This is a genomic window from Enterobacter sp. QK-SA4 (assembly GCF_056856775.1).
The window spans coordinates 2,324,543-2,349,212 of the sequence record NZ_JBXFXH010000007.1; the positions used below are offsets into that span (position 1 = coordinate 2,324,543).

Annotated in this window: 26 protein-coding genes and 1 pseudogene; 17 read left to right on the plus strand and 10 right to left on the minus strand. The window is 56.8% G+C overall.

Going from position 1 to position 24,670, the window contains the following annotated elements:
• Positions 1-13 precede the first annotated feature (13 nt).
• Positions 14-1,134, plus strand: a protein-coding gene (locus AC1VYI_RS12580; protein ID WP_087451024.1) for an IS3-like element ISSen4 family transposase whose coding sequence is annotated in 2 segments (ribosomal slippage) — positions 14-272 and positions 272-1,134 — 1,122 coding nt in all. Because the reading frame shifts where the segments join, the coding sequence is not laid out codon by codon here.
• 31 nt (positions 1,135-1,165) lie between these two features.
• Positions 1,166-1,597 (plus strand): annotated as a pseudogene (locus tag AC1VYI_RS12585) (DUF3313 domain-containing protein); the annotation flags it as partial.
• A gap of 34 nt (positions 1,598-1,631) precedes the next feature.
• Here the strand turns inward: AC1VYI_RS12585 and AC1VYI_RS12590 are convergent.
• Positions 1,632-2,528, minus strand: coding sequence for a DMT family transporter (locus AC1VYI_RS12590; RefSeq protein ID WP_045354932.1), 897 nt, complete (start codon positions 2,526-2,528; stop codon positions 1,632-1,634).
• Between the two features lie 174 nt (positions 2,529-2,702).
• On the opposite strand from AC1VYI_RS12590, the gene AC1VYI_RS12595 reads away from it, so the two are divergent.
• Positions 2,703-3,575 carry a helix-turn-helix transcriptional regulator gene (locus AC1VYI_RS12595; protein ID WP_032657103.1) on the plus strand — a complete coding sequence of 291 codons (873 nt, stop codon included), beginning with the start codon at positions 2,703-2,705 and terminating at the stop codon, positions 3,573-3,575.
• Here AC1VYI_RS12595 and AC1VYI_RS12600 read toward each other — a convergent pair.
• On the minus strand, positions 3,555-4,754 hold the full coding sequence (locus AC1VYI_RS12600; protein WP_134866248.1) for a benzoate/H(+) symporter BenE family transporter: 1,200 nt from the start codon (positions 4,752-4,754) through the stop codon (positions 3,555-3,557). The genes AC1VYI_RS12595 and AC1VYI_RS12600 overlap by 21 nt on opposite strands.
• 59 nt (positions 4,755-4,813) lie before the next feature.
• Between AC1VYI_RS12600 and AC1VYI_RS12605 the strand changes: the two genes are divergently transcribed.
• Together AC1VYI_RS12605 and AC1VYI_RS12610 are read left to right on the plus strand one after the other, a co-directional pair.
• Complete coding sequence (locus tag AC1VYI_RS12605) at positions 4,814-5,341, plus strand: helix-turn-helix domain-containing protein (RefSeq protein ID WP_134866246.1); 528 nt, start codon at positions 4,814-4,816, stop codon at positions 5,339-5,341.
• Positions 5,342-5,421: 80 nt separating this feature from the next.
• Complete coding sequence (locus AC1VYI_RS12610) at positions 5,422-7,386, plus strand: peptidase U32 family protein (RefSeq protein WP_023311759.1); 1,965 nt, start codon at positions 5,422-5,424, stop codon at positions 7,384-7,386.
• Here the strand turns inward: AC1VYI_RS12610 and AC1VYI_RS12615 are convergent, their stop codons facing one another.
• The gene (locus AC1VYI_RS12615) at positions 7,387-7,617 is read right to left on the minus strand and encodes a DUF2554 family protein (protein ID WP_023311760.1); all 231 of its coding nucleotides are present in this window, start codon (positions 7,615-7,617) and stop codon (positions 7,387-7,389) included.
• Between the two features lie 243 nt (positions 7,618-7,860).
• Between AC1VYI_RS12615 and AC1VYI_RS12620 the strand changes: the two genes are divergently transcribed.
• The gene (locus AC1VYI_RS12620; protein WP_023311761.1) at positions 7,861-8,223 is read left to right on the plus strand and encodes a hypothetical protein; all 363 of its coding nucleotides are present in this window, start codon (positions 7,861-7,863) and stop codon (positions 8,221-8,223) included.
• Between the two features lie 163 nt (positions 8,224-8,386).
• Here the strand turns inward: AC1VYI_RS12620 and AC1VYI_RS12625 are convergent, their stop codons facing one another.
• Positions 8,387-8,923: a dihydrofolate reductase family protein gene (locus AC1VYI_RS12625; RefSeq protein WP_134866244.1), complete on the minus strand. Its 537-nt coding sequence runs from the start codon at positions 8,921-8,923 to the stop codon at positions 8,387-8,389.
• 40 nt (positions 8,924-8,963) lie between these two features.
• On the minus strand, positions 8,964-9,971 hold the full coding sequence (gene ftrA, locus AC1VYI_RS12630; RefSeq protein WP_047741841.1) for a transcriptional regulator FtrA: 1,008 nt from the start codon (positions 9,969-9,971) through the stop codon (positions 8,964-8,966).
• Between the two features lie 73 nt (positions 9,972-10,044).
• Here ftrA and AC1VYI_RS12635 point away from each other — a divergent pair, with 73 nt between their 5' ends.
• The 8 genes from AC1VYI_RS12635 to zinT all read left to right on the plus strand — a co-directional run bounded on the left by AC1VYI_RS12635 (position 10,045) and on the right by zinT (position 18,060).
• Positions 10,045-10,458 (plus strand): rhodanese-like domain-containing protein, encoded by a 414-nt coding sequence (locus AC1VYI_RS12635; protein ID WP_047741842.1) that lies wholly within the window; start codon positions 10,045-10,047, stop codon positions 10,456-10,458.
• 156 nt (positions 10,459-10,614) lie between these two features.
• Positions 10,615-11,718, plus strand: a complete 1,104-nt coding sequence (locus AC1VYI_RS12640; protein ID WP_047741843.1) for a cobalamin-independent methionine synthase II family protein — start codon at positions 10,615-10,617, stop codon at positions 11,716-11,718.
• A 201-nt stretch (positions 11,719-11,919) separates the two neighbouring features.
• The gene (urtA, locus tag AC1VYI_RS12645; RefSeq protein ID WP_023311766.1) at positions 11,920-13,191 is read left to right on the plus strand and encodes an urea ABC transporter substrate-binding protein; all 1,272 of its coding nucleotides are present in this window, start codon (positions 11,920-11,922) and stop codon (positions 13,189-13,191) included.
• Positions 13,192-13,213: 22 nt separating this feature from the next.
• A complete protein-coding gene (gene urtB / locus AC1VYI_RS12650) occupies positions 13,214-14,788 on the plus strand; it encodes an urea ABC transporter permease subunit UrtB (protein WP_059445501.1) in 1,575 nt (524 codons plus the stop codon).
• On the plus strand, positions 14,788-15,861 hold the full coding sequence (gene urtC / locus AC1VYI_RS12655; protein ID WP_134866240.1) for an urea ABC transporter permease subunit UrtC: 1,074 nt from the start codon (positions 14,788-14,790) through the stop codon (positions 15,859-15,861). The genes urtB and urtC overlap by 1 nt, the downstream gene beginning before the upstream one ends.
• Complete coding sequence (urtD, locus tag AC1VYI_RS12660) at positions 15,861-16,658, plus strand: urea ABC transporter ATP-binding protein UrtD (protein ID WP_023311769.1); 798 nt, start codon at positions 15,861-15,863, stop codon at positions 16,656-16,658. The genes urtC and urtD overlap by 1 nt, the downstream gene beginning before the upstream one ends.
• A 9-nt stretch (positions 16,659-16,667) precedes the next feature.
• Positions 16,668-17,366 carry an urea ABC transporter ATP-binding subunit UrtE gene (gene urtE / locus AC1VYI_RS12665; protein WP_134867374.1) on the plus strand — a complete coding sequence of 233 codons (699 nt, stop codon included), beginning with the start codon at positions 16,668-16,670 and terminating at the stop codon, positions 17,364-17,366.
• Positions 17,367-17,418: 52 nt separating this feature from the next.
• Complete coding sequence (gene zinT, locus AC1VYI_RS12670) at positions 17,419-18,060, plus strand: metal-binding protein ZinT (protein ID WP_045399385.1); 642 nt, start codon at positions 17,419-17,421, stop codon at positions 18,058-18,060.
• 46 nt (positions 18,061-18,106) lie between these two features.
• Here the strand turns inward: zinT and ydeE are convergent, their stop codons facing one another.
• Complete coding sequence (gene ydeE / locus AC1VYI_RS12675; RefSeq protein WP_045354945.1) at positions 18,107-19,300, minus strand: efflux MFS transporter YdeE; 1,194 nt, start codon at positions 19,298-19,300, stop codon at positions 18,107-18,109.
• 193 nt (positions 19,301-19,493) lie between these two features.
• Between ydeE and eamA the strand changes: the two genes are divergently transcribed.
• Positions 19,494-20,399, plus strand: coding sequence for an O-acetylserine/cysteine exporter (gene eamA / locus AC1VYI_RS12680; protein WP_134866235.1), 906 nt, complete (start codon positions 19,494-19,496; stop codon positions 20,397-20,399).
• Between the two features lie 32 nt (positions 20,400-20,431).
• Here the strand turns inward: eamA and marB are convergent, their stop codons facing one another.
• The 3 genes from marB to marR are packed head-to-tail and all read right to left on the minus strand — an operon-like array spanning position 20,432 to position 21,518.
• Entirely contained in the window at positions 20,432-20,650 is a 219-nt protein-coding gene (gene marB, locus AC1VYI_RS12685) for a multiple antibiotic resistance protein MarB (RefSeq protein ID WP_023311774.1), read from the minus strand.
• 32 nt (positions 20,651-20,682) lie between these two features.
• Complete coding sequence (marA, locus tag AC1VYI_RS12690) at positions 20,683-21,063, minus strand: MDR efflux pump AcrAB transcriptional activator MarA (RefSeq protein WP_008502237.1); 381 nt, start codon at positions 21,061-21,063, stop codon at positions 20,683-20,685.
• Positions 21,064-21,083: 20 nt separating this feature from the next.
• Positions 21,084-21,518, minus strand: a complete 435-nt coding sequence (gene marR, locus AC1VYI_RS12695) for a multiple antibiotic resistance transcriptional regulator MarR (protein ID WP_008502236.1) — start codon at positions 21,516-21,518, stop codon at positions 21,084-21,086.
• A 255-nt stretch (positions 21,519-21,773) separates the two neighbouring features.
• Between marR and AC1VYI_RS12700 the strand changes: the two genes are divergently transcribed.
• The gene (locus AC1VYI_RS12700; RefSeq protein ID WP_134866233.1) at positions 21,774-22,439 is read left to right on the plus strand and encodes a MarC family NAAT transporter; all 666 of its coding nucleotides are present in this window, start codon (positions 21,774-21,776) and stop codon (positions 22,437-22,439) included.
• A 43-nt stretch (positions 22,440-22,482) separates the two neighbouring features.
• On the opposite strand, the gene AC1VYI_RS12705 is transcribed toward AC1VYI_RS12700, so the two are convergent.
• Entirely contained in the window at positions 22,483-23,679 is a 1,197-nt protein-coding gene (locus AC1VYI_RS12705) for a sugar transporter (RefSeq protein WP_134866231.1), read from the minus strand.
• Positions 23,680-23,856: 177 nt separating this feature from the next.
• Here AC1VYI_RS12705 and AC1VYI_RS12710 point away from each other — a divergent pair, with 177 nt between their 5' ends.
• Positions 23,857-24,645: a PhzF family phenazine biosynthesis protein gene (locus AC1VYI_RS12710; protein ID WP_134866228.1), complete on the plus strand. Its 789-nt coding sequence runs from the start codon at positions 23,857-23,859 to the stop codon at positions 24,643-24,645.
• The last annotated feature ends 25 nt before the right edge of the window (positions 24,646-24,670 follow it).

Below are 24,670 nucleotides of genomic sequence, written 5' to 3' on the forward strand. Positions count from 1 at the left end.
TGAGGACATCCCCATGAAGAAGCGTTTTTCCGACGAACAGATCATCAGTATTCTCCGCGAAGCCGAAGCTGGGGTACCCGCCCGTGAACTCTGCCGCAAGCATGCCATTTCCGATGCCACGTTTTACACCTGGCGTAAGAAGTATGGCGGTATGGAGGTGCCTGAAGTTAAGCGCCTGAAGTCGCTTGAGGAAGAGAACGCCAGACTCAAGAAGCTGCTTGCCGAAGCCATGCTGGATAAAGAGGCGCTTCAGGTGGCTCTTGGGCGAAAGTACTGACGACAGACCAGAAGCGGGAAGCCGTGATGTTGATGTGTGATGCGACCGGTCTGTCGCAACGTCGTGCCTGCAGGCTTACAGGTTTATCCCTGTCGACTTGCCGCTATGAGGCTCACCGTCCGGCTGCTGATGCGCATTTATCAGGGCGCATCACTGAGCTGGCACTGGAGCGCAGGCGTTTTGGCTACCGTCGTATTTGGCAGTTGCTGCGCCGTGAAGGGCTTCATGTTAATCATAAGCGCGTGTACCGGCTTTATCACCTCAGTGGCCTGGGCGTAAAACGCAGAAGACGTCGTAAAGGGCTGGCAACAGAACGTCTGCCGCTGCTCCGTCCGGCGGCGCCCAATCTGACCTGGTCGATGGATTTCGTCATGGACGCACTTTCCACCGGTCGCAGGATCAAGTGTCTTACCTGCGTCGATGATTTCACAAAGGAATGCCTGACGGTCACTGTTGCCTTTGGGATTTCAGGCGTTCAGGTCACGCGTATTCTGGACAGCATTGCACTGTTTCGAGGCTATCCGGCGACGATAAGAACTGACCAGGGGCCGGAGTTCACTTGCCGTGCACTGGATCAATGGGCCTTTGAGCATGGTGTTGAGTTGCGCTTAATCCAGCCGGGCAAGCCAACGCAGAACGGATTTATTGAGAGCTTTAACGGACGATTTCGCGATGAATGTTTGAATGAGCACTGGTTCAGCGATATCGTTCATGCCAGGAAAATTATTAATGACTGGCGGCAGGATTATAACGAATGCCGCCCGCACTCCACGCTGAATTATCAGACACCGTCTGAATTTGCAGCGGGCTGGAGAAAGGGTCATTCTGAGAATGAAGATTCCGACGTTACTAACTGAGTGTTGTATCTAATCGTGGGGGCAGGTCACGACCACACAAATTGGTCAAAAAACGCTTGATGAGCTGTTGAATTACACCAATAACAAAATGAAAACCGCTATTGGTACCCGTAAGCCAATTGTGACCACGCCGGGTAAACACAGCCTGATTTTCCGCGGTGCAATTACCGGGGTGAGTTCGCAGAAAGAGGGTCTGCAGTTCTATGAAGTGGTGCCGGTCGCGCTGGTAGTAGCGGGTACGCAGATGGCAACCGGGCATCGCACCATGGACACGCATCTCTTCTTTGAAGGCGAGCTGATCGATGCGGCCACCAACAAACCGGTCATGAAGGTGGTGCGTAAAGGCGAAGGTAAAGATCTGAACAACGAAAGTACGCCGATGACCTTTGCGACGCTGAAGCAGGTAGTTGATGACATGGCGACGGACGCCACCATGTTTGATGTGAAAAAGACCGCGAAATAAAATAAAACGGCCTGCGTAATGCAGGCCTTTTTATTTACGCCATTCGTAAGCGTCTGAACCAGGTTTCTGGTTTGGTAAACATCACCATATTTCCCCCCAGAATCAGCACTAATCCCACGATACCGTTGATATGCCAGACGTAGCCTTCATACACCGTGGAGATGGTCAGCGCCACCAGCGGGAAGAGCAGCGTACTGTAGGCCGCTTTGCCCGGACCGATGCGCCCCACCAGCGTGAAATAGGCGCCAAACGCAATCACCGAACCAAATACAGCCAGATAGAGCAGCGCGCCAACGTAGCTGACGGTCCACTCTGGCGCGAAGCTGTCGCCTCTGAACAGGGCAATGCAGCCCATCACCAGCGTGCCGTAGAGCATCGCCCAGGCGTTGGTGGTCATGGTTTCAAGTCCTCTGCGCTGGTGACGCATGCTGATCATATTGCCCAGCGAGAAGCCGTAGGTGCCGAGCGCGGAGAGGCCAATCCCGGTCAGGAGCGACGCGCTCCAGCCGCTGGCCAGCAGATCGTCCCAGAAGAGGGTGACGATCCCAGTCAGGCCCAGTGCTGCCGCCGTCCAGAAACGCGCGGGCGGGCGCTGCCCGAAGAAAATAAAGCTGTTAATGGCGTTATAGAGCACGGCCATGGAGAAGATCACCGATTCCAGCCCGGTGTTGATGTGCGAGGCTGCGGCGTAAAAACACCAGAAGTTAAAGCAGAAAACGCAGCATCCCTGGAGGATACAAAAAAGGTGATCCCGCAGCGCCAGCTTGCGCAGACGGCGCAGGGCGATTAACACCACCATCATCGTGAGGCTGGCGACGGCGAAACGCCAGAAAATCGAGACGGGCGCCGCTACGGGACCCTGCTGCAGGAAAATCGCAATCCAGGTGGTTCCCCAGATGACCACCACCAGTCCGTATAATAATGCGTTCATACTTTTTCTCTTCTCAAACCACGGAAGCCCGCAGTATGGCGCCGAGATCGGTCAGGGGCTTTCACCGGCTTGCGGTCGACTTGCAAAATCTTGCGCTTTTTTCTTTCCCGGGGGCTGGCAACGGGAGACAACTCTTCTTAGACTGATATTCCAGTCAATCACGCGCTTACGGTCATGTCTCACGCTTACGATACCTTTGAAACGCTTTGCCAACAGAATGCGGTCCTGCGGGAAACCGTCTCGCTGAATTCGGGCATTCAGCTGGCAGCGTGGTACAACAAGCACGATACGATAACGGTAAAAAGTAACCACCATACCCTGAGCCTGTACGTGGCGGATGGCTACGAAAGCTATCAAAAAACGCCGGGCGGCTGGAAGAACGGCGGGGGGCCGGATCGCTTCTGCTTGATGCCAAAAGAGAGCGAATCGACGTGGGATATCCGTGACGACCTGTCGTTTGTGCATCTGTACTGCACCGATGAACACCTGCGCGACGTGGGGGAAAAGATCTGGGACAAGCGCCCGCTTTCGCTGACGCTGGACGAGCGCATTTTTGGTAGCGATCCGAAGATCACCGCGCTTTATCGCCAGTTTTTGCTCGGCTGCGACTGGCAGCAGCACGCCAACCAGCTCACCCTGAGCACGGCCTCTACGCTGCTCCTGACCCATCTGCTGCAAAACTACTCAAACGTTCAGTGGAAGCTGCCGGTCGTCACCGGCGGGCTATCGCCATTCGTGCTGCGCAACGTGCTGGCCTTTATTGAAGAGAACCTCGGGCAACCCCTGACGCTGGCTGAACTGGCGGCGCAGGCCGCCCTCAGCGAATACCATTTTGCCCGCATGTTCCGCCAGTCGACGGGGCTGGCGCCGCATCAGTACGTGATGCAGAGAAGAATGGAAAAAGCGAAGGCGCTGGTGCAGAACACGGCGACGCCGTTGACGGACATCGCCCTTGCCTGTGGGTTTAACTCCGCCAGCCACTTCAGCAACCGCTTTCGCAGCGCGACGGGCATGACGCCTTCGCAGCTACGCGCGGCGAGCGCGTGAAAACAGGGCATAGCACACGCCGCCCAGCACCAGCCCCCAGAATGCCGAACCGATGCCCAGGATCGTGACGCCGCTCGCGGTCATCAGGAACGTGACGATGGCCGCGTCGCGCTCCGCCTCATGGCTAAGTGCCTGATATAAACTCCCGCTGATGGTGCCCAGCAGCGCCAGACCGGCGAGCGTCTGGATCCAGCTGAGCGGCAGAGCGGCCATCAGCCCGGTAATCGAGCCGCCGAAAATCCCCGCCAGCAGATAAAATCCTCCGGCTGCGATGGCCGCCAGCCAGCGTTTTGCGGGATCCGGGTGCGCATCCGGGCTTTGACAAATGGCGGCAGTAATGGCTGCGATACAGATAGAAAAGACGCCAAAAGGGGAAAACAGCAGCGCCAGCGCTCCTGTAACGATGATGAGCGGCGAGACCGCCAGCGGGTAACCGGAGGCCTTCATCGTGGCGAATCCCGGCGCGTTTTGCGATGCCATGGTGACCAGGAAGAAGGGCACGCCAATACTCACCAGGCTGGTGAAGGTGAACGTGGGCGCAATAAACTCGGGCATCACAAGGGAGAACGCGAGTTTATCAGTGACAACGTCACCTCCCGCCCATGCCACGATACCGCCAACCAGCAGCGTGACCACGATGGCATAGCGCGGCGCCAGCGCTTTTGCCAACAGCCACGCCGCAATCATGCTGCCGCACAGCAGAAAGTGACCCTCCAGGTGCGCAAACGCGTGCAGGCCAAACTGCAGCAACACGCCTGCCAGCATGGCGGCAGCAAGCGAATGGGGGATCAGCCTCATCAGACGGGCGAAGAGCCCGGTGATGCCGCAAAGTAAAATGAGCGCATTAGCAAAGATGAACACGCCGATCGTTTCCGGCAACGTCACGCCGTGCAGGCTGGTGGCGAGCAGCGCCGCGCCGGGCGTTGACCAGGCGGTCAGTACCGGCGCTTTGTACCACCAGGAAAGCGTCAGCGTGCTGACGCCCATCCCAATCCCCAGCGCGGTCATCCAGCCTGCGATCTGCTGTGCGCTGGCACCAGCCGCCGCGGCGGCCTGCCAGATGATGGCGGCCGAGCTGGCGTAACCGACCAGCACGGCGACAAATCCAGCCAGTGCGACTGGAACAAGGTGAGAGGAAGGGCGCATGAAAACTCCGTTGTGCGTTATAACGTCCAACATAAGGTAACACTGTGCGCTATAGCGTACAAGTGGTATGCTGATCGCCATCAGGAGGGACCATGGACATCACACTACACCTTGCAACAACGCTGAAAACGCTGCGCCAGGCGCGCGGCTGGAGTTTGTCGAAGCTCGCGGACGAGACCGGCGTGTCAAAAGCGATGCTGGGGCAAATCGAGCGCAATGAATCCAGCCCGACGGTGTCGACGCTGTGGAAAATAGCCACCGGGCTGAACGTGCCGTTTTCCGCGTTCATCACGCCAGAGGCGGACCGGCAGGCGGTGTTTGACCCGCAGCAGCAGGCGATGGTGGTCAAACCGCTCTTTCCGTGGGACGAGACGCTCGGGTTTGATTATTTCTCCATTACCCTGGCACCCGGCGCGCTCAGTGAATCCACGCCGCATGAGGCCGGGGTGATTGAACATGTGGTGGTGGTCAGCGGCGAGCTGGAGATGAAGCTTAACGGCACGTGGCAGACGATTTCTGCCGATTCGGGCGTCCGTTTCGCCGGCGATAAACCGCACGCCTACCGCAACAGCAGCGACCGGACGGTGCATTTTCACTCCCTGATTCATTATCCCCGCTGACGCTACGCAAAACTGTTTCGCTGACGCATACTTCTGACTACAATAGCCGCCATTTTGACCATAACGGATAACGACGAAGTATGCGCCTGCAATCCCATCATCTTGAACTTTTAAGCCCGGCCCGCGACGCCGCCATTGCCCGTGAAGCGATCCTTCATGGCGCTGACGCCGTCTACATTGGCGGCCCTGGCTTCGGTGCCCGCCATAACGCCAGCAACAGCCTGAGCGATATAGCTGAACTGGTGCCGTTCGCCCACCGTTTCGGGGCGAAAGTGTTCGTGACCCTGAACACCATTCTGCATGATGATGAGCTGGAGCCTGCGCAACGTCTGATTACCGATCTCTACCAGGCCGGGGTGGATGCCCTGATCGTTCAGGACATGGGCGTTCTGGAGCTGGATATTCCGCCCATTGAACTGCATGCCAGTACCCAGTGCGATATCCGCACGGTCGAGAAGGCGAAGTTTCTCTCCGACGTCGGCTTTTCGCAGATCGTTCTGGCGCGAGAGCTGAACCTGAATCAGATCCGCGATATTCACCAGGCGACAGACGCGACGATTGAATTCTTTATTCACGGTGCGCTGTGCGTGGCTTACTCCGGTCAGTGCAACATTTCCCACGCGCAGACGGGCCGCAGCGCCAACCGCGGCGACTGTTCTCAGGCCTGCCGTCTGCCGTATACCCTGAAAGACGATCGGGGCCGCGTTGTGGCGTTCGAAAAACACCTGCTCTCCATGAAGGATAACGATCAGACGGCCAACCTGGGCGCGCTGATCGACGCGGGCGTGCGTTCCTTTAAGATTGAAGGGCGCTACAAAGATATGAGCTACGTGAAAAACATCACCGCGCACTATCGCCAGATGCTGGACGCCATTATCGAAGATCGCGGCGACCTGGCGCGCGCGTCGGCCGGCCGCACCGAGCATTTCTTTATTCCGTCGACGGACAAAACGTTCCACCGTGGCAGCACGGACTATTTTGTGAATGCCCGTAAAGGGGATATCGGCGCGTTCGACTCACCGAAGTTTATCGGTTTACCGGTGGGCGAAGTGCTGAAAGTGGCGAAAGATCACCTTGATGTCGAAGTGACGGAACCGCTGGCGAACGGCGATGGCCTTAACGTGATGATTAAGCGTGAGGTCGTGGGCTTCCGTGCCAATACGGTCGAGAAAACCGGCGAGAACCGCTACCGCGTCTGGCCGAATGAAATGCCCGCCGATCTCTACAAGGCGCGGCCGAACGCGGCCCTTAACCGTAACCTCGATCATAACTGGCAGCAGGCGCTGCTGAAAACCTCCAGCGAACGCCGTATCGCCGTGGATATTGAGCTGGGCGGCTGGGAAGAGCAGCTGATTCTGACGATGACCTGCGAAGACGGAATTAGCGTGACGCATACGCTCGATGGCCTTTTCGAGGTGGCAAACAACGCGGAAAAAGCGCTTAACAGCCTGAAGGATGGCGTGGCGAAGCTGGGCCAGACGATTTACTACGCGCGCGCTATCGACGTGAATCTGCCAGACGCGCTATTTGTGCCAAACAGCCTGCTTAACCAGTTCCGTCGTGAAACGGCAGAGATGCTGGATGCCGCGCGCCTGGCACAGTATCCGCGCGCTAGCCGAAAAGCGGAAGCCGTTCCTGCACCCGTATACCCGGAGACACATTTATCCTTCCTGGCCAACGTTTATAACCATAAAGCGCGTGAATTCTATCATCGCCACGGCGTGCAGCTGATCGACGCAGCCTATGAAGCGCATGAAGAGAAGGGCGATGTGCCGGTGATGATCACCAAGCACTGCCTGCGCTTTGCGTTTAACCTGTGTCCTAAGCAGGCAAAAGGGAATATTAAGAGCTGGAAGGCAACCCCCATGCAGCTGGTAAACGGCGATGAAGTTCTGACCCTCAAGTTCGACTGCCGTCCTTGCGAAATGCATGTGATTGGCAAGATGAAAAACCACATCTTCAAAATGCCGCAGCCCGGCAGTATTGTGGCGTCCGTCAGTCCGGACGATCTGATGAAAACCCTGCCAAAACGCAAGGGCAGCTAATTACCGAACGTGCGTGTCCGGTTTGCGCGACTTCTGCCACAGGTGGTGTTCGCGCAAACCCTCCGCCGACTCTTCTGCAGCGCTTCGCAACTCATCGCTGTCGGCTTCATGACGAAGCTGATGCCCTACATTCTTGACCCATAAATATTCGTGTCCTTTGTGTCCGGCCATAAGCTGGCCTGAAAACAGCGCACAAATAAGCATGACGAAAGATAACCCTTTTTTAATCATGGATTCACCGCTGAAAAACAATGCGGAATAATCATGTCGATTATTTCTTAGGGTTATTATTCAATGATTAAAATTAGCGCAAAGAAAATGTCAAATAATGTGCGTTCGAAATAGCGGTTAGGACAGTTCCTAAAAACATCTTAATCTTTGTAAACTACCATTTCTGGTCCACAATTGGAGGTATGCATTACGGATTAATCTTATATAATAGTAATCTTAGGCTAAGGAACAGGTCATTTATAAATGAAAAAAATAATAGCGCTTGCGCTTCTGGCAGTGGCTGTTGGAGCCGCTGCAGGGGTTCGTTATGCAGGTAATGACGAACCAGAATATATTCAATCTGCAGAAATTCGCGTTGGTTCTTATTTAACCAGCGATTATGGTAGCGTTGCCTGCGCCAGCAAAAAAGTGAACGATCAGCGTTGGGAATTAGACTGCACTCATCAGGCGAGAGGAAAAACATTCCAGTTTGCGGTGTATCCCTCTGAAAAAGCACCTTATGGTGTCGCTCGCTCCTTTTATCTGGAAGCCATTAATGACGATGCAAAACAGAGCGCTGAGCAGGGCCTTATGCGTTATTTGCAGATCAATACCCATACTGGTTAATAAGGTTGTTTAGCGTTCGTTAAGACAACAGGTGTTAGATTGTGTGAGATCCGCTGCTCGGCCATGGAGTGTCGGGACGTAGAGACCAAAACACAAATCTATCCATGCAAGCATTTACCGCCATTTTTTGGCGGTTTTTTTTGCGCAGACCGTTGCGATAGGGTTATGGCGTCAGGCGATAATGCGACTGCACCAGGCCCGAAGGGAAGCTGCGGCTTGATACCAGTGTCAAATCAATATCCCGGGACAACGTTCCGAACAGCGGTTTTCCCTCCCCGAGCAGTACAGGTACGATCGTGATCACCATATCGGCTACAAGTCCTTCGCGCAGGAACGACTGGATCACCTGTCCGCCATCAAGATAGACGCGATGAACGTTCTGCGTAGCGAGTTCGTCAAGCACCTCCTTTGGCGTGCGGGATGAGAACTGCACTTTGCCCCTCAGCGCCTCCGGCACGGGCGTATCGGCAAGCCGTCGCGAGAGCACCAGCACGGGACGATCGTAAGGCCATGCGTCAAAGGTCAGTACCTTCTCATAACTCCCTCGTCCCATCACGATGCAGTCTTTGTCCGCGATGAACGCCTCATAACCATGATCTTCCGCCGGATCGTCGCGCTGCAGCAGCCAGTCGATATCGTCATTCTGTCGGGCGATGTAACCATCAAGACTAACCGCGATAAAAACGTGTGTAGTGACCATCAGGTGCTCCGTGTGCCAGTGTAACCCTTAAACTGACGCCTCAGCGTGCAGTACCCGGACGTGAAAATTGTTTGCGATACTGAGCCGGGGAAAGCGCGAACTGCTGGCGAAAATGATGACGCAGTGTCGACGCCTGACCAAACCCGGTCTGTTCAGCGATGCTGTCGATGCTTAACCGGCTGCTTTCCAGATAATCTTTTGCTCTCAGCAGGCGCTCATTGATTAACCAGCGTGCGGGCGTCGTCCCCGTTGCCGCCTCGAAGCGACGAAGGAAGGTGCGCTGGCTCATTCCGACCCGACGCGCGAGGGAGTCGACGCTGTGCGCCTCGATAAGATGCGTGTGCAGAAAATCAAACAGCTGGCCGAGACGCTGGCTTTCCCGCAGCTGCGCCACCGGGCGGGTCAGCTGCTGTGGCTGTGAACCATCCCGGTGAGGGGGAATGACCAGCCGACGCGCCACGCTGTTTGCTGTTTCCATGCCATAATCCCGCCGCACAACGTGCAGACAGAGATCGATTCCCGCCGCGCTGCCAGCGGACGTCAGAATATCGCCTTCGTCCTGGTAGAGTACATCCTCAACCACGTCGATGTCAGGGTAGCGGACTTTCAGCGCGTCAATGTAGCGCCAGTGCGTCGTGGCTTTGCGGCCGTTCAATAGCCCCGTTGCGGCCAGCACAAACACTCCCGAGCAGATGGAGAACAGCTGGCATCCTCGCGCGCTGGCCTGGCGTAGTGCCTCGCAGAGCGCGTCCGGAACCGGTGAATCTATCCCCCGCCAGCCGGGAACCACAATCAGGTCCGCAGACGCAAGCAGGCTTAAATCACCATCGGTAACGATGCGGATCCCGCCTGTTGCCCGAAGTTCACCGCTGTCCACGCTCGCCACGGCAAAACGATACCATTCATCGCCCAGCTCGGGACGCGGCAGGCCGAAGATCTCCACCGCCACGCCAAACTCAAAGGTACACAGACCGTCATATGCCAGCACCACCACCTGCGGGCGGGCAATTTGTCTTAAGTTTGTCATCTTTTTGCTGTTTTCTGGCATAAGCGAACGCATTCACGGGCTGAATTTGTGGATAGAGTAGTGTTAACACAAACGCCAAAGATGAGGAAGGATCATGAGCTATGTTACTGAATTTCCGGCCGCCGAGCCGCAGGAAGCCGTTACCCATTTTCTGCGCCGCCTGAGCGTTGAGACCGACTGCGCGGATGTGCACCATGCCATCGCCAATAATGAGCAGGACTTCGTGCTGCTGCACGTAGTGGGGAGCCCGGAGCAGTTTGCCCGCCGTCACGTACCTGGCGCATTGCACCTGCCGCGGAGCCAGATTACCGCCGAGCGCATGGCCGAATGGCCTGAAGGCACGCTGTTCGTCGTTTACTGCGCAGGGCCGCACTGTAACGGCGCGGACAGAGCCGCGCTCAAGCTTGCGCGCCTCGGGCTGCCGGTCAAAATCATGCTCGGGGGGATCACCGGATGGGAGGATGAAAAGTTCGCCTTTGCCAGCAGCGAAACTGCCGTCGCGCTGTGAACGTGAATTTTTTTCAACACCCGTGAAATTTTCTCGTTTGCCGGCGCCAGTGAGGTATGACATTGTTTTTGGACATTTAGACATCCAGAAGTCTAAAACTTCAAATGATGAATTATCACTGCTGGCAATTATCGCCGGCAGACTGAGGAGATTTTCATGCAACGACACCATGCCCCGTACCGCGCCGATGTAGTCGGCAGTTTCTTACGCCCGGATGCCATCAAACAGGCTCGCCTGAAGTTCGCCAGCGGCGAAATTGACGCCGGACAGCTTCGCGCGGTAGAGGATGATGCCATCCGCCACGTCGTTGAGCAGCAGTGTGCGTGCGGCCTGCATGTGGTCACCGACGGTGAATTTCGTCGTGCCTGGTGGCACTTCGACTTCTTCGACGGTCTGCAGGGCGTTGAGCGTTACGATTCGCAGCAGGGCATTCAGTTCAACGGGGTACAAACCAAAGCCCACGGCGTGCGCGTGACCGGCAAGCTGGGCTTTGGCGACCATCCGATGCTTGAAGATTTCCGCTACCTGAAAAGCATCAGCGGCAATGCTCAGCCGAAGATGACCATTCCCAGCCCCAGCGTGCTCCATTTCCGCGGCGGGCGCAAAGACATCGATGCGACGGTGTACCCGGATCTAAATGACTATTTCGACGATCTGGCGACCACCTGGCGCGACGCCATCCGCGCATTTTACGACGCGGGCTGCCGTTACCTGCAGCTGGACGACACCGTCTGGGCCTATCTCTGTTCGGACGACCAGCGCCGTCAGATCCGCGAGCGCGGCGATGATGCCGATGAGCTGGCACGCATCTATGCCCGCGTCCTGAACAAGGCGCTGGAAGGCAAGCCGGAAGATCTGACCATCGGCCTGCACGTATGCCGCGGTAACTTCCGTTCAACCTGGATTTCCGAAGGCGGCTATGAGCCCGTGGCGGAAGTGCTGTTCGGGACGGTCAACGTTGACGCGTTCTTCCTTGAATACGATAACGACCGCAGCGGTGATTTCGCGCCATTGCGCTTCATTCGCCCGGGCAAGCAGCAGGTGGTGCTCGGCCTTATCACCACGAAAAACGGTGAGCTGGAGAACCCGGAGGGGATTAAAGCCCGTCTGGAAGAGGCGGCAAAATACGTGGCAAAAGAGCAAATATGCCTCAGCCCGCAGTGCGGCTTTGCCTCTACCGAAGAGGGCAACAGCCTGAGTGAATCCCAGCAGTGGGACAAAGTCCGTCTGGTCACGCAGATCGCCAGCGAAGTCTGGTAAAGCCTCTTCCACAGCGCTGCATTATAAAAGTGCAGCGCTGTGCCATTCTGAGTCGTTCTCTTTACATCCTGCGTTCCCCCTCCTGAAATAGCGCTTCCTTCATTCTGGCATCCTTTTTGCTCCTGCTTCGCTGACACATTTTTTCCGCGTCCACGCCGTAACGGACGTTTTCGCACAGCGTTCTTTTTCAGGAGTGAAAATATGCAGCGTCGTACCTTATTAAAAGCCTTTGCGTTATCCGCGTCCGTCGTGGCGATGGGAATGAGTTTTGGCGTGCAGGCGGCCGAGACCATCAAAGTGGGGATCATGCATTCTCTTTCCGGCACCATGGCCATCTCCGAAACGCCGCTGAAAGACGTCGCGCTGATGACCATCGACGAGATCAACGCGAAAGGCGGCGTGCTGGGTAAAAAACTGGAGCCGGTGGTGGTGGATCCCGCCTCAAACTGGCCGCTGTTTGCCGAGAAGGCGCGCCAGCTGTTAAGTCAGGATAAAGTGGCGGTGGTATTCGGCTGCTGGACGTCGGTATCGCGCAAATCCGTGCTGCCGGTCTTCGAGGAGCTGAACGGTCTGCTGTTCTATCCGGTGCAGTATGAAGGCGAAGAGATGTCGCCAAACGTCTTCTATACCGGCGCGGCGCCGAACCAGCAGGCCATCCCGGCGGTGGAATACCTGATGAGTGAAGACGGCGGCGCGGCGAAGCGCTTCTTCCTGCTGGGCACGGACTATGTTTACCCGCGCACCACCAATAAGATCCTGCGCGCGTTCCTGCATTCGAAAGGGGTGGAGGATAAGGACATCGAGGAGGTTTATACCCCGTTTGGTCACAGCGACTACCAGACCATCGTCGCCAACATCAAGAAATTCTCTGCGGGGGGTAAAACCGCCGTGGTGTCGACCATCAACGGCGATTCCAACGTTCCGTTCTACAAAGAGCTGGCTAACCAGGGTCTGAAGGCGACCGACGTGCCGGTGGTGGCGTTCTCCGTGGGAGAAGAAGAGCTGCGCGGGATCGACACCAAACCGCTGGTTGGCAACCTCGCGGCGTGGAACTACTTTGAATCCGTGGATAACCCGACCAACCAGGCCTTCGTGGCGGATTACAAAGCCTATGCCAAAGCGCACAAGCTACCGAATGCCGATACCGTGGTGACCAACGACCCGATGGAAGCTACCTACGTGGGGATCCATATGTGGGCGCAGGCGGTGGAAAAAGCGGGTACTACCGACGTGGATAAAGTGCGTGCGGCGATGGCCGGCCAGTCCTTTAAGGCGCCGTCAGGCTTCACGCTCACCATGGATGCCACCAACCACCATCTGCATAAGCCGGTCATGATCGGCGAAATCGAAGGCAACGGTCAGTTCAACGTGGTGTGGCAGACGGAACAGCCGGTGCGCGCCCAGCCGTGGAGCCCGTTCATCGCCGGAAACGATAAAAAGCCCGACCAGCCGATGAAAACCGCCAGCAACTAAGCCATCACCAGGGAGAAACGTCATGAACGCCATGCGCATGTTCATCGCTCTTGTATGGCTTTCCGGACTGCTGCCAGGGATGGCGCAGGCATCGGATGCCGATCGTTTTGTTGCCGCCAGCCGCAGCCAGCAGGCGGAGTTGCTGACGCAGTGGGCCGAAGCACCGGACGCCGCGAGGCTGCCGCTGCTGCAGGCACTGCAAAAAGAAAATCTCTATACCGACAGTCAAAAGCACGCCTTTGCGCAGCGCAGCGGTCAAATGGTGTCGCTCGGTGACGCTAAGTCGATCGAAGGGGCAGCCAAAGCCGTTCGTTTGACCAACCGGCTGCGTGTGCTGGCCGCCACGGCCATCGCTACGCATCAGCTTGTGAGTGACAGTGTCACCGAAAGGCGGGCGGCGGCTCGTCAGCTTCAGCGGGATGCCCAGCCCGGAATGCTCGCTTTTCTGGAAAAGCGGGTAAACGATGAAACGGACGCGGTGGCACGTCAGGCGCTATTACTGGCGGTGGCGAATCTCCAGCTCTCCAGCCCGCAGGCAGAAGTGCGCCGCAAGGCCGTCGAATTATTAGGGCAGTCCGACGATCCGGACGTTGAGTCCAGACTTACCCCGTTTACCCAGGCACAGACAGAGCCGGATGCCGGGGTGCGCGCCGCCGCACAGGAGAGTCTTAGCCAGATCCAGCATCGACTGATGTGGGGCGATCTGCTGGGCCAGGCGTTTATGGGGCTCTCCCTGGGGTCGGTGCTGCTGCTGGCAGCGCTGGGGCTTGCTATCACCTACGGCCTGCTGGGCGTCATCAATATGGCGCACGGCGAGATGCTGATGCTGGGGGCGTATGCCACCTGGATGGTGCAGCAGGCGATGGCCGGGCTTGCGCCACAGTGGCTGGCGCTCTATCCCGTTATCGCGCTTCCGGTCGCGTTCTGCCTGACGGCGGGCATCGGAATGGTGCTGGAGCGCACCGTGATCCGCCATTTGTACGGTCGCCCGCTGGAAACGCTGCTGGCAACGTGGGGGATCAGCCTGATGCTCATCCAGCTGGTGCGCATGACGTTTGGCGCCCAGAACCTGGAGGTGGCCAACCCGGCATGGCTGTCCGGCGGGGTGCAGGTTTTTGCCAACCTGACGCTGCCGTGGAACCGCATCGTGGTGCTGGGCTTCGTGCTGCTGGTGCTGTTCTTTACCTGGCTCATTCTGAATAAAACCCGTCTGGGGCTGAACGTGCGCGCGGTGACGCAGAACCGCAGCATGGCCGCCTGCTGCGGGGTACCGACAGGTCGCGTCGATATGCTGGCGTTTGGGCTTGGATCAGGGATTGCCGGGTTAGGCGGCGTGGCGCTATCGCAGCTCGGTAACGTCGGGCCGGAGCTGGGCCAGGGCTACATTATTGATTCCTTCCTCGTGGTCGTTCTCGGTGGCGTAGGGCAGCTGGCAGGCAGTGTGGCTGCGGCGTTTGGTCTGGGTATTTTCAATAAAATTCTTGAACCGCAGATGGGGGCGGTCCTGGGCAAGATCGTGATTCTGGTGGCGATCGTGCTGTTTATTCAGAAACGCCCTCAGGGGCTGTTTGCGCTGAAAGGGAGGGTGATTGACTGATGAGCCAGCCGCTGACCTTAACGCTGGCGCGCAAAGCGCCGCGCACAACGCAACTTGCAGGCAGCCTGCTGGTGGTGTGTCTGCTGATATTACCGTTTTTCGCCTTACTGCCTGCGACGCATCCGCTGGCGCTGTCGACCTGGATGCTGACGCTGATTGGCAAGATCCTCTGCTATGCCATCGTTGCGGTGGCGCTGGATCTGGTGTGGGGCTACGCCGGGATGCTCTCTCTTGGGCACGGTATCTTCTTCGCTCTGGGCGGCTACGCGATGGGCATGTACCTGATGCGCCAGGCCGCGGGTGCAGGTCTTCCCGCGTTTATGTCGTTTCTCTCCTGGAGCGAACTGCCGTGGTTCTGGTGGGGAACCCAGCATTTTGCCTGGGCGCTGGTGCTGATTGTGATGGTACCGGGCCTGCTGGCGCTGGTGTTCGGCTGGTTCGCCTTCCGCTCAAAGATCAAAGGGGTCTATTTCTCGATTATGACCCAGGCGCTGACCTATGCCGGCATGCTGCTGTTCTTTCGCAACGAAACCGGTTTTGGCGGCAATAACGGCTTTACCGGCTTCACCACGCTGCTCGGGTTTTCGGTGACGGAAACGACCACCCGTATCGCGCTGTTTCTGGCGACCGTGCTGTTGCTGATTCTGGCGTTGGGCACCGGATTTGCCCTGGCGAAGAGCAAGTTTGGGCGCATCCTGACCGCCGTTCGCGACGCCGAAAACCGCCTGACGTTTTGCGGCTACGATCCGCGCGGGTTCAAGCTGCTGGTATGGACGCTTTCTGCCGTGCTGTGCGGCCTGGCGGGGGCGCTGTACGTCCCGCAGGTGGGCATTATCAACCCTGGCGAAATGTCGCCGACCAACTCGATTGAAGCCGCGATCTGGGTGGCGCTGGGCGGGCGCGGCACGCTGGTCGGGCCGGTGATTGGCGCGGCGCTGGTAAACGGCGCCAAGAGCTTCTTCACCGTCGCGATGCCGGAATACTGGCAGCTGTTCCTGGGGCTGATTTTCATCGCCGTCACGCTGTTTTTACCGCGCGGCGTCTACGGTCTGTTTCGAAAGGGAGAGAAATAATGCAGCCAGCCGAAGGGTTATTTACCCGCCAGTTGCCGGGCGATCGTTACCGTGAACAGACCGACCCGGTGCTGCAGCTTGAGGCCATTAACGTCAATTTTGATGGATTTCAGGCCCTGACCGATCTCTCGCTGAATATCGGCGTGGGCGAGCTGCGCTGCGTGATTGGCCCTAACGGCGCCGGTAAAACCACGCTGATGGACGTCATCACCGGCAAAACGCGGCCAAAGAGCGGCAGGGCGATTTACGATCAGTCCATCGACCTGACCGCGCTGGAGCCTGCGGCCATTGCCCGCCAGGGGATCGGGCGTAAATTCCAGAAGCCCACGGTTTTTGAAGCGCTGACGGTGTGGGAAAACCTGGAGATCGCCATGAAAACTGATAAATCCGTCTGGGCGAGCCTGCGGGCAAAACTCAACGGTGAACAGCGCGACCGCATTGATGAGATGCTGGTTTTGCTGCGCCTTAGCAGCGAGCGCGACCGCCGCGCCGGGCTACTTTCGCACGGACAAAAACAGTTTCTGGAGATCGGTATGCTGCTGGTTCAGGACCCGCACCTGCTGCTGCTGGATGAACCGGCCGCCGGGATGACCGACGCGGAAACCGAATACACCGCCGAGCTGTTCAAAACGCTGGCGGGTAAACATTCCCTGATGGTGGTGGAGCACGATATGGGCTTTGTTGAGACTATCGCCGACCACGTCACGGTGCTGCATCAGGGACGCGTGCTGGCGGAAGGTTCGCTTCGCGAGGTGCAGGCCAACGAGCAGGTGATTGAGGTCTATCTGGGGCGCTAAGGAGCGATGATGTTACAGGTTAACGAACTGAATCAGTACTACGGCGGTAGCCATATCCTGCGCGGCGTGAGTTTTGAGGCCGTCACCGGAGAAGTCACCTGCCTGCTGGGGCGCAACGGCGTCGGGAAAACCACGCTGCTGAAGTGTCTGATGGGGCTGATCCCGGCGAAAACCGGGGACGTCATCTGGCAGGGTAAAAAGATCACCCACAGCAGGCCGCACCAGCGGGTGCAGTCTGGCGTGGCGTACGTCCCGCAGGGCCGCGAGATTTTCCCGCGCCTGACCGTGGAGGAGAACCTCCTGCTGGGGCTATCACGATTTTCCGCCCGCGAGGCGAAGCAGGTCCCGGATGAGATCTGGCAGCTGTTTCCGGTGCTTAAAGAGATGAAGCATCGTCGCGGGGGCGATCTCTCCGGTGGACAGCAGCAGCAGCTGGCGATTGGCCGCGCCCTGGCGAGCCGTCCGCAGCTGCTGATTCTGGACGAACCGACCGAAGGCATACAGCCGTCGGTGATCAAAGAGATCGGCCAGGTGATCCGCACCCTGGCGAACCGAGGCGACATGGCGATCCTGCTTGTCGAACAGTTTTACGACTTTGCCGCCGAGCTGGCCGACAGCTACCTGCTGATGTCCCGCGGCACCATTATCCAGCGCGGGCGAGGCGAAAACATGGAGCAGGAGGGCGTGCGCGGCCTGGTTGCGATTTGAAATGTTATATTATAACATTATCATTCTTATAAAACGGAATGAGGGCGTTACTTTGGCTGCACATATTGGAAAATTTGCCATGACTCTGGGGGCGCTGCTGGTCAGCGGCCAGCTGTTTGCTCACTCGCACGGCCATCAGATGACCGAAGCGGAACAGCGGGCGGCAAACGGCGTGTTTGAGGATAAGGACGTCAAGGACAGAGCGCTGTCAGACTGGGACGGGACCTGGCAGTCGGTCTATCCGTTCCTGCTGGACGGTTCGCTGGATCCGGTGTTTAAACAGAAAGCGCAGAAGGACAAAAGCAAAACCTATGACGAGGTGAAAGCGTACTACCGTAAGGGATATGCAACGGACGTGGATGCCATCGGCATCGAAAACAACGTGATGGAATTTCATAAAGGCAAAGCGGTCAGCCGCTGTCAGTATGATTACAGCGGCTACAAAATACTGACCTACGCATCGGGCAAAAAAGGCGTTCGCTATCTGTTTGAATGTAAGGACGCCGGCAGCAAGGCGCCGAAGTTTGTTCAGTTCAGCGACCACACCATCGCGCCGAAGGCCTCTTCCCATTTCCACATTTTCATGGGCAACACCTCCCACGAGGCGCTGCTGAAAGAGATGGATAACTGGCCGACCTATTATCCGAATGAGATGTACAAAGAGCAGGTGGTAGAAGAAATGCTGCACCACTGATGCTTTATTGCCGGGTGGCGGCTACGCCTCACCCGGCCTGGAAGCGCTACGCCACCTTCGGTGACTCGCACCACGCCTTCACGCTCATCCCACGCAAAATCATCAGCCACGCAATGACGATGGCGACCATCATGATGACAAATAACGACCAGTGCGGCAGGTTGGTCAGAATAATACCGGTGATCATCGGGTTTGCCGCCGCGCCGAGCCAGCCCAGCGCCTGAGCGGAGAAATAGCTTGCCTTCATTCCCGGCGGGGCAATGTTGTCGATCAGCATATATTCGCCCGGTGCATAGATAATCTCACCCAGGGTAAATATGGCGGCAGCGATGCCCCAGTAAACCAGGTTTTCTCCAGAGACCATAAATCCCCCCAGCCCCACGATAAAAAACAGGGTGGCGAGGGTCATCAGCGGGCGAATATTGCTGGCAGAGATCTTGCGGCCCAGCGCGTACTGCAGCGTCACCACCACGGCGGCGTTGACGGGCAGTACCACGGCAACGACCTTCTGCGCAAAATCGCTATCGGCATGGGCGGCCAGAACATACTGCGAAATGCAGCTGGCGAACGATCCGCCCACGTATGACGCGAGCAGGCCAGAGAGCGTATACCAGAACAGCGCGCGGTCTTTAAGCAGCACCGACGGCTGCCAGGGCATCTTCTCCTCTGCGGTATCCAGCGCAACGCTTTTCTGCACGAAGAAATGGATGAATCCGAGCGGCAGCGCGGCGCAGAAGGCCGCCAGCCAGAACGGCAGCTGCAGGCTGTACATCACCAGCAGGGTGCCAATCGGCGGCCCGATCGTCCAGCCAATGTTCAGGAAGCTGTAGTTAAGCGAGAAGACGCGCGCTTTCTGGCTCGTGGTGAGCACGTCGGAGAACCAGGCCTTCAGCACCGTCGAAAAGACGGAATAGGCGCAGTTGATCAGCGCAAAGAACAGTACCACCAGCGTGACGTTATCGACCAGCGGGATCGCGACAAATCCGGCGATGAAGGCCACGATCGCGATCAGCATGTAGCGCTTTTTATCAAACTTATCGGCAAGAATGCCAAATCCCAGGCTGAACACTACGCCGATGGTCAGCGCAATCGTCAGGGCATAACCAATATTCTCAACGCTCATGCTGTAGACGCGCGTGAGATAAATGGTCATAAACGGCAGCGTTGCCCCCCGACCAATGGTTAATAACAATGACGATGCCAGCAGCGCTGCGGTTGAGCGCCTGAGAGATGGTTTCATATTCCTGCCCGACAGTTGCTTATGCTTTTTATGTTGTGTCCTAAAAGGAGTATCACGACATAAGGGGCTTGTATAGCACCTGATTTATCCCTAAGTGCTTCAGCTGCCTGCCAGAATTAATGATCTTCTCGCCGCCCGCTTTTTTCTGTTACCTTGAACTGTTAACAAATAATTAATAATTCAGGGGCAGGGTATGACGCGTAAAGACGGACTGCTGGCGTTGCTGGTGGTCATAGTATGGGGGCTGAATTTTGTGGTCATCAAGCTGGGGTTACACAACATGCCGCCGCTGATGCTGGCCGGTTTGCGTTTTCTGCTGGTCGCATTCCCGGCCATCTTCTTTGTGGCGCGTCCAAAGATCCCCTTTAAACTGCTGCTGGGCTACGGTCTGACCATCAGCTTCGGCCAGTTCGCGTTTCTCTTCTGCGCCATCAAGTTCGGTATGCCGGCCGGTCTGGCCTCGCTGGTGTTGCAGGCGCAGGCGTTCTTTACCATTATTCTCGGCGCCTTCGTATTTAGTGAACGTCTGCAGGGCAAACAGCTGGCGGGCATTACGCTGGCGGTGTTCGGCGTGCTGGTGCTCATTGAAGCCAGCCTGAATGGTCAGCATGTGGCGCTGCTCGGCTTTATGCTGACGCTGGCGGCGGGGCTGAGCTGGGCCTGCGGGAATATCTTCAACAAGCTGATTATGCAGCACGAGGCGCGCCCTGCGGTGATGTCTCTGGTGGTCTGGAGCGCGCTGATCCCGATAATCCCGTTTCTGGCGGCGTCGTTTATTCTGGATGGTCCGGATGTGATGCTGAACAGTCTGGTCGAAATCGATCTGACCACAATCCTTTCTCTTGTCTATCTGGCCTTTGTCGCCACCATTGTGGGCTACGGGATCTGGGGATCGCTGCTGGGGCGCTATGAAACCTGGCGTGTTGCACCGTTATCCCTGCTGGTGCCGGTGGTGGGACTGGCCAGCGCAGCGATTTTGCTGGGTGAAACGCTAAGCGCGCTGCAGCTGTTTGGCGCCGTGCTGATCATGGCCGGGCTGTATATCAACGTGTTTGGTCTGCGGGTTCGTCGGGCGACGCGGGTAAGCGAAAAGGCATAAAAAAAGCCCCGCATCTGCGGGGCAAAAACGAATCAGAGGCCGTGCTGATTATAATAAGGCACGCCTAATTCGTCGGATTTGTCGCTACCAGCACCCATATGATTGAAATCATAAGGCGACTGGTCATGTGCGGACGGCAAAATTATCGTATCAGGATTATTTTGCTGCGTTGCACGAGGGGTTTGCTCCGCGAAGGTCTGGCTGGAGAACAGCACCAGCAAGGCGAGGGCGGCGGAGGCGGTAACTTTCATGATTTCCTCGGTTACGTCTTTACAGGCGATGATTAACTACAGTGTTTTAACGGATACAGGTAGCGGGATTCGCCCGGCACGCTGGTGATTCGGTACTTATGAGGCGGCACGTCGAAATAGTTCTTGAACGTACGCGTCAGAGTTTGCTGCGATTCAAATCCGTAACGCTCCGCCAGATAAAGGATCGGCTCATTGCTTTCTTTCAGTTTCTGGGCAATTTCCGTCAGCTTGCGGCTGCGAATGTATTGACCTAATGAATGACCGGTCTCTTTTTTGAACATCCGTTGCAGGTGCCATTTGGAGTAACCTGAACGCTCTGACACTTTTTCAAGGGAGAGCGGCGATTCCAGGTTATCTTCGATCCAGTCCAAAATGCTATGAATGGTGATAGCGTCAGTATTGCGTCTGGACATCGTCATACCTCTTTTTCTGTTTACGGCAGTATTTTCTTGAGCAAAAGCTCAAGGGTTGCCACTTCATCTGCCGTTAAGTTTTTTGTTAGTTCCTGATGCAGTGTTTGTCCTACTAATTGATGACATTGCTCGCACATGGCCGCGCCATCGCTGGTTAGCTTCACCAGTACGCCGCGTTTGTCATTCGGGTTAGGGCTTCGTTCTATCCATCCTTTGCAGACGAGACGATCGAGCATGCGGGTTAACGCGCCCAGATCGACAGAGAGCACCTTTTTCAGCTCAACCGGTGTAATACACACTTCGCAGCGAATGGAACACAGCACTTTGAACTGTGTTGCGGTGATATCCAGCGGTGACAGATAGTCATTGAGCAGGCGATCTTTTTTCTGATTTACCATATGAATAAGACGACCCAGCGGAACAACGTCGTTAAAGATATCACTGGTGCTTTTCACAATGGTTGCCCTGGCAAGTAGTTAGTCACGGCAGATATTATTGCTCAGGCAAGTATAAGTCAACTGAATGAGTCAGCCGATGCCACGAATTGCTAAAACGTTTCATGAACTTTTTTTGAGGTCTTTCAAATCATATAGATAACTGTGAGTTATCTTTCCAGGACGGAAATAATCGTTGCGTTGCGCCCATGGCTCAATGTCACACTTTCACCCTATAATTGCTGTGTTAAATATGGATAAGGACGACAACGCACTATGTTGGATTTAATAAAAGCAATCAGCCTTGGGCTGGTGGTCTTGCTGCCGTTGGCTAACCCGTTAACGACGGTGGCGCTGTTCCTCGGGCTGGCAGGGAATATGAACAGCGCCGAGCGCAACCATCAGTCGATGATGGCCTCGGTGTATGTGTTTGCCATCATGATGGTGGCTTACTATGCCGGACAGGTGGTGATGAACACCTTCGGGATTTCCATCCCCGGCCTGCGTATCGCCGGGGGGCTGATTGTGGCCTTTATCGGTTTCCGCATGCTGTTCCCGGCGCAAAAAGCACATGAGTCGCCGGAAGCGGCCAGCAAATCGGAAGAGCTGGAAACCGAACCGAGTGCGAATATCGCCTTTGTGCCGATTGCCATGCCGAGCACGGCGGGGCCGGGTACCATCGCGATGATCATCAGCTCCGCCTCAACGGTGCGTGACAGCGCAACCTTCCCGGAATGGGTGCTGACGGTTGCACCACCGCTGATTTTTGCGATTATCGGGGTTATCGTGTGGGCGTCGCTGCGCAGTTCTGGCGCCATTATGCGCTGGGTAGGCAAGGGCGGTATCGAGGCGATTTCCCGGCTGATGGGCTTCTTACTGGTCTGTATGGGCGTGCAGTTTATTATTAACGGCGTGCTGGAAATTATTAAGACCTATCATTGATGTGATTGCCGGGTAAGGCGAAGCCGCCACCCGGCAAGAAGGCTCACCCGTGCTGACCCTGCTCCTCCAGCGCCACCGGCCATTTACGGAAGATGAGCACCGACCAGATCAGCGCCACCAGAGCCGGAATGGCGCCAAGATAGCCAATCGCCGACATTGATACGTGCAGTATTACCTGATTTCCCACCAGCGCGCCCGCGCCAATCCCCAGATTGAAAATCCCTGAGAACAGCGACATGGCGACGTCCGTTGCATCCGGTGCCAGGGCCAGGACCTTCACCTGCATGCCCAGACCAATAATCATGATCGCCACGCCCCAGAACAGGCTGAGGATCGCCAGTTGGCTTTCACTGCCTGCGGCAGGCATCAGCAGCAGCAGGCAGGCCAGCAGCAGACCGATAGCGCAGCTCACCAGCGTCGACGCATGCCGGTTACCCAGCTTACCGAACAGCACGCTGCCAATAATGCCCGCTCCGCCGAGGATCAATAGCAGGACGGTGGCAAAGCTGGCGCTAAAGCCCGCCACCACCTGAACAAAGGGTTCAATGTAGCTGTACGCCGTGTAATGGGCCGTCACCACAATAACGGTAAGCAGGTAGATACCCAGCAGCGCCGGGCGACGCATCAGCAGCGGCAGGCTTTTCAGCGAGCCGGAATGTTCGCTCGGGAGCGCGGGGAGCAGCTTAATCAGGCATACCAGCGTAACCAGCGCGCCCATACCAATGGCGAAGAACGTCGTACGCCAGCCGAAGTATTGCCCTACGATGCGGCCAATCGGCAGACCCAGCACCATCGCCAGTGCGGTACCGGTGGCAATCAGGCTCAGCGCCTGCGCGCGTTTACCCGCTGGCGCGAGTCGAATCGCCAGCGACGCGGTGATCGACCAGAACACCGCATGGGCAAAGGCGATGCCGATACGGCTCATGACCAGCACCGTAAAATTCCATGCCATAAACGACAGCACGTGGCTCGCGATGAACAAGACAAACAGACCGATCAGCAGCCTGCGCCGCTCCATCTGGCTGGTCAAAAGCATAAACGGCAAGGACATCAGCGCCACTACCCAGGCGTAGATGGTCAACATAATGCCCACCTGCGCCGTTTCCATCTGGAAACTTTCAGCGATGTCAGACAACAGCCCAACCGGAACAAATTCTGTGGTGTTAAAAATAAACGCGGCAATGGCCAGCGTGACCACGCGTAGCCACGCAACCCTGCGGGAAACTGTGTTCGTTGTCATAGGGATGTCGGAGATTCGTTGCTGAAAAGAAGAGGAGACGATCTTAAAACGTTGAACGGCGAAAACTCAACCATTATGTGATGCAGATCTCAATATTTACCTTATGAAAGCGGTAGCCGGGAACGCCGTTTTCATTGAATATAAAAGAACAACACAATAAAAACAGGCGGTAAGACAATGCAGGAGATTGATTTTTATTTGGTAGATGCGTTCAGCGATACCTCATTTGGCGGCAATCCGGCCGCCGTTTGCCCGCTCAAGGAATGGTTACCCGATGAGACCTTGCTGAAAATGGCGCAGCAGCATAATCAGTCGGAGACGGCTTTTTTCGTCTGCAGTAAAGGGGGCATTGAGCTACGCTGGTTTACCACGCTTACCGAAGTCAATCTCTGCGGCCACGCTACGCTTGCGGCCGCGCACGTGCTGTTTACCGAGCTGGATTACCCGGATTTGCGGATCCACTTTGATACCGCCTCTGGCCGCCTGACGGTCAGCCGGGAGGGGGAGTGGATGACGCTGGATTTCCCGGCATGTCCAACCCATGAAGAGACACCCCCGCCGGAGATGCTCTCGGCGCTGGGTATCAGCCGCTACGTTGAAGCCCGTAAAGGGCGCGCCTGGCTGATCGTTCTGGATAATCGCCAGCAGGTTGAAGCGCTTGCGCCACGCTTCTCGGCGATGACGCCAGGCGAGCATAAGGTGAGCGTTACGGCGCGCGGTGAGGGGGAATATGATTTTGTCAGCCGCTTTTTCTCACCGGGCGTTTCCGTCCCGGAAGACCCGGTTACCGGCTCCGCGCACACCATGCTGATCCCTTACTGGAGCGAAAAGCTGGGCAAAACCACGATGTTTGCCCGTCAGGTTTCAGCGCGCGGCGGCGATGTACGCTGCGAGCTGAAAGGTTCGCGCGTGCTGATGAGCGGGCAGGCCACGCTTTATCTGAAAGGCACAGTTTTTCTGCGCTAAAAACCCATAACAAGAGAGGAAGAGA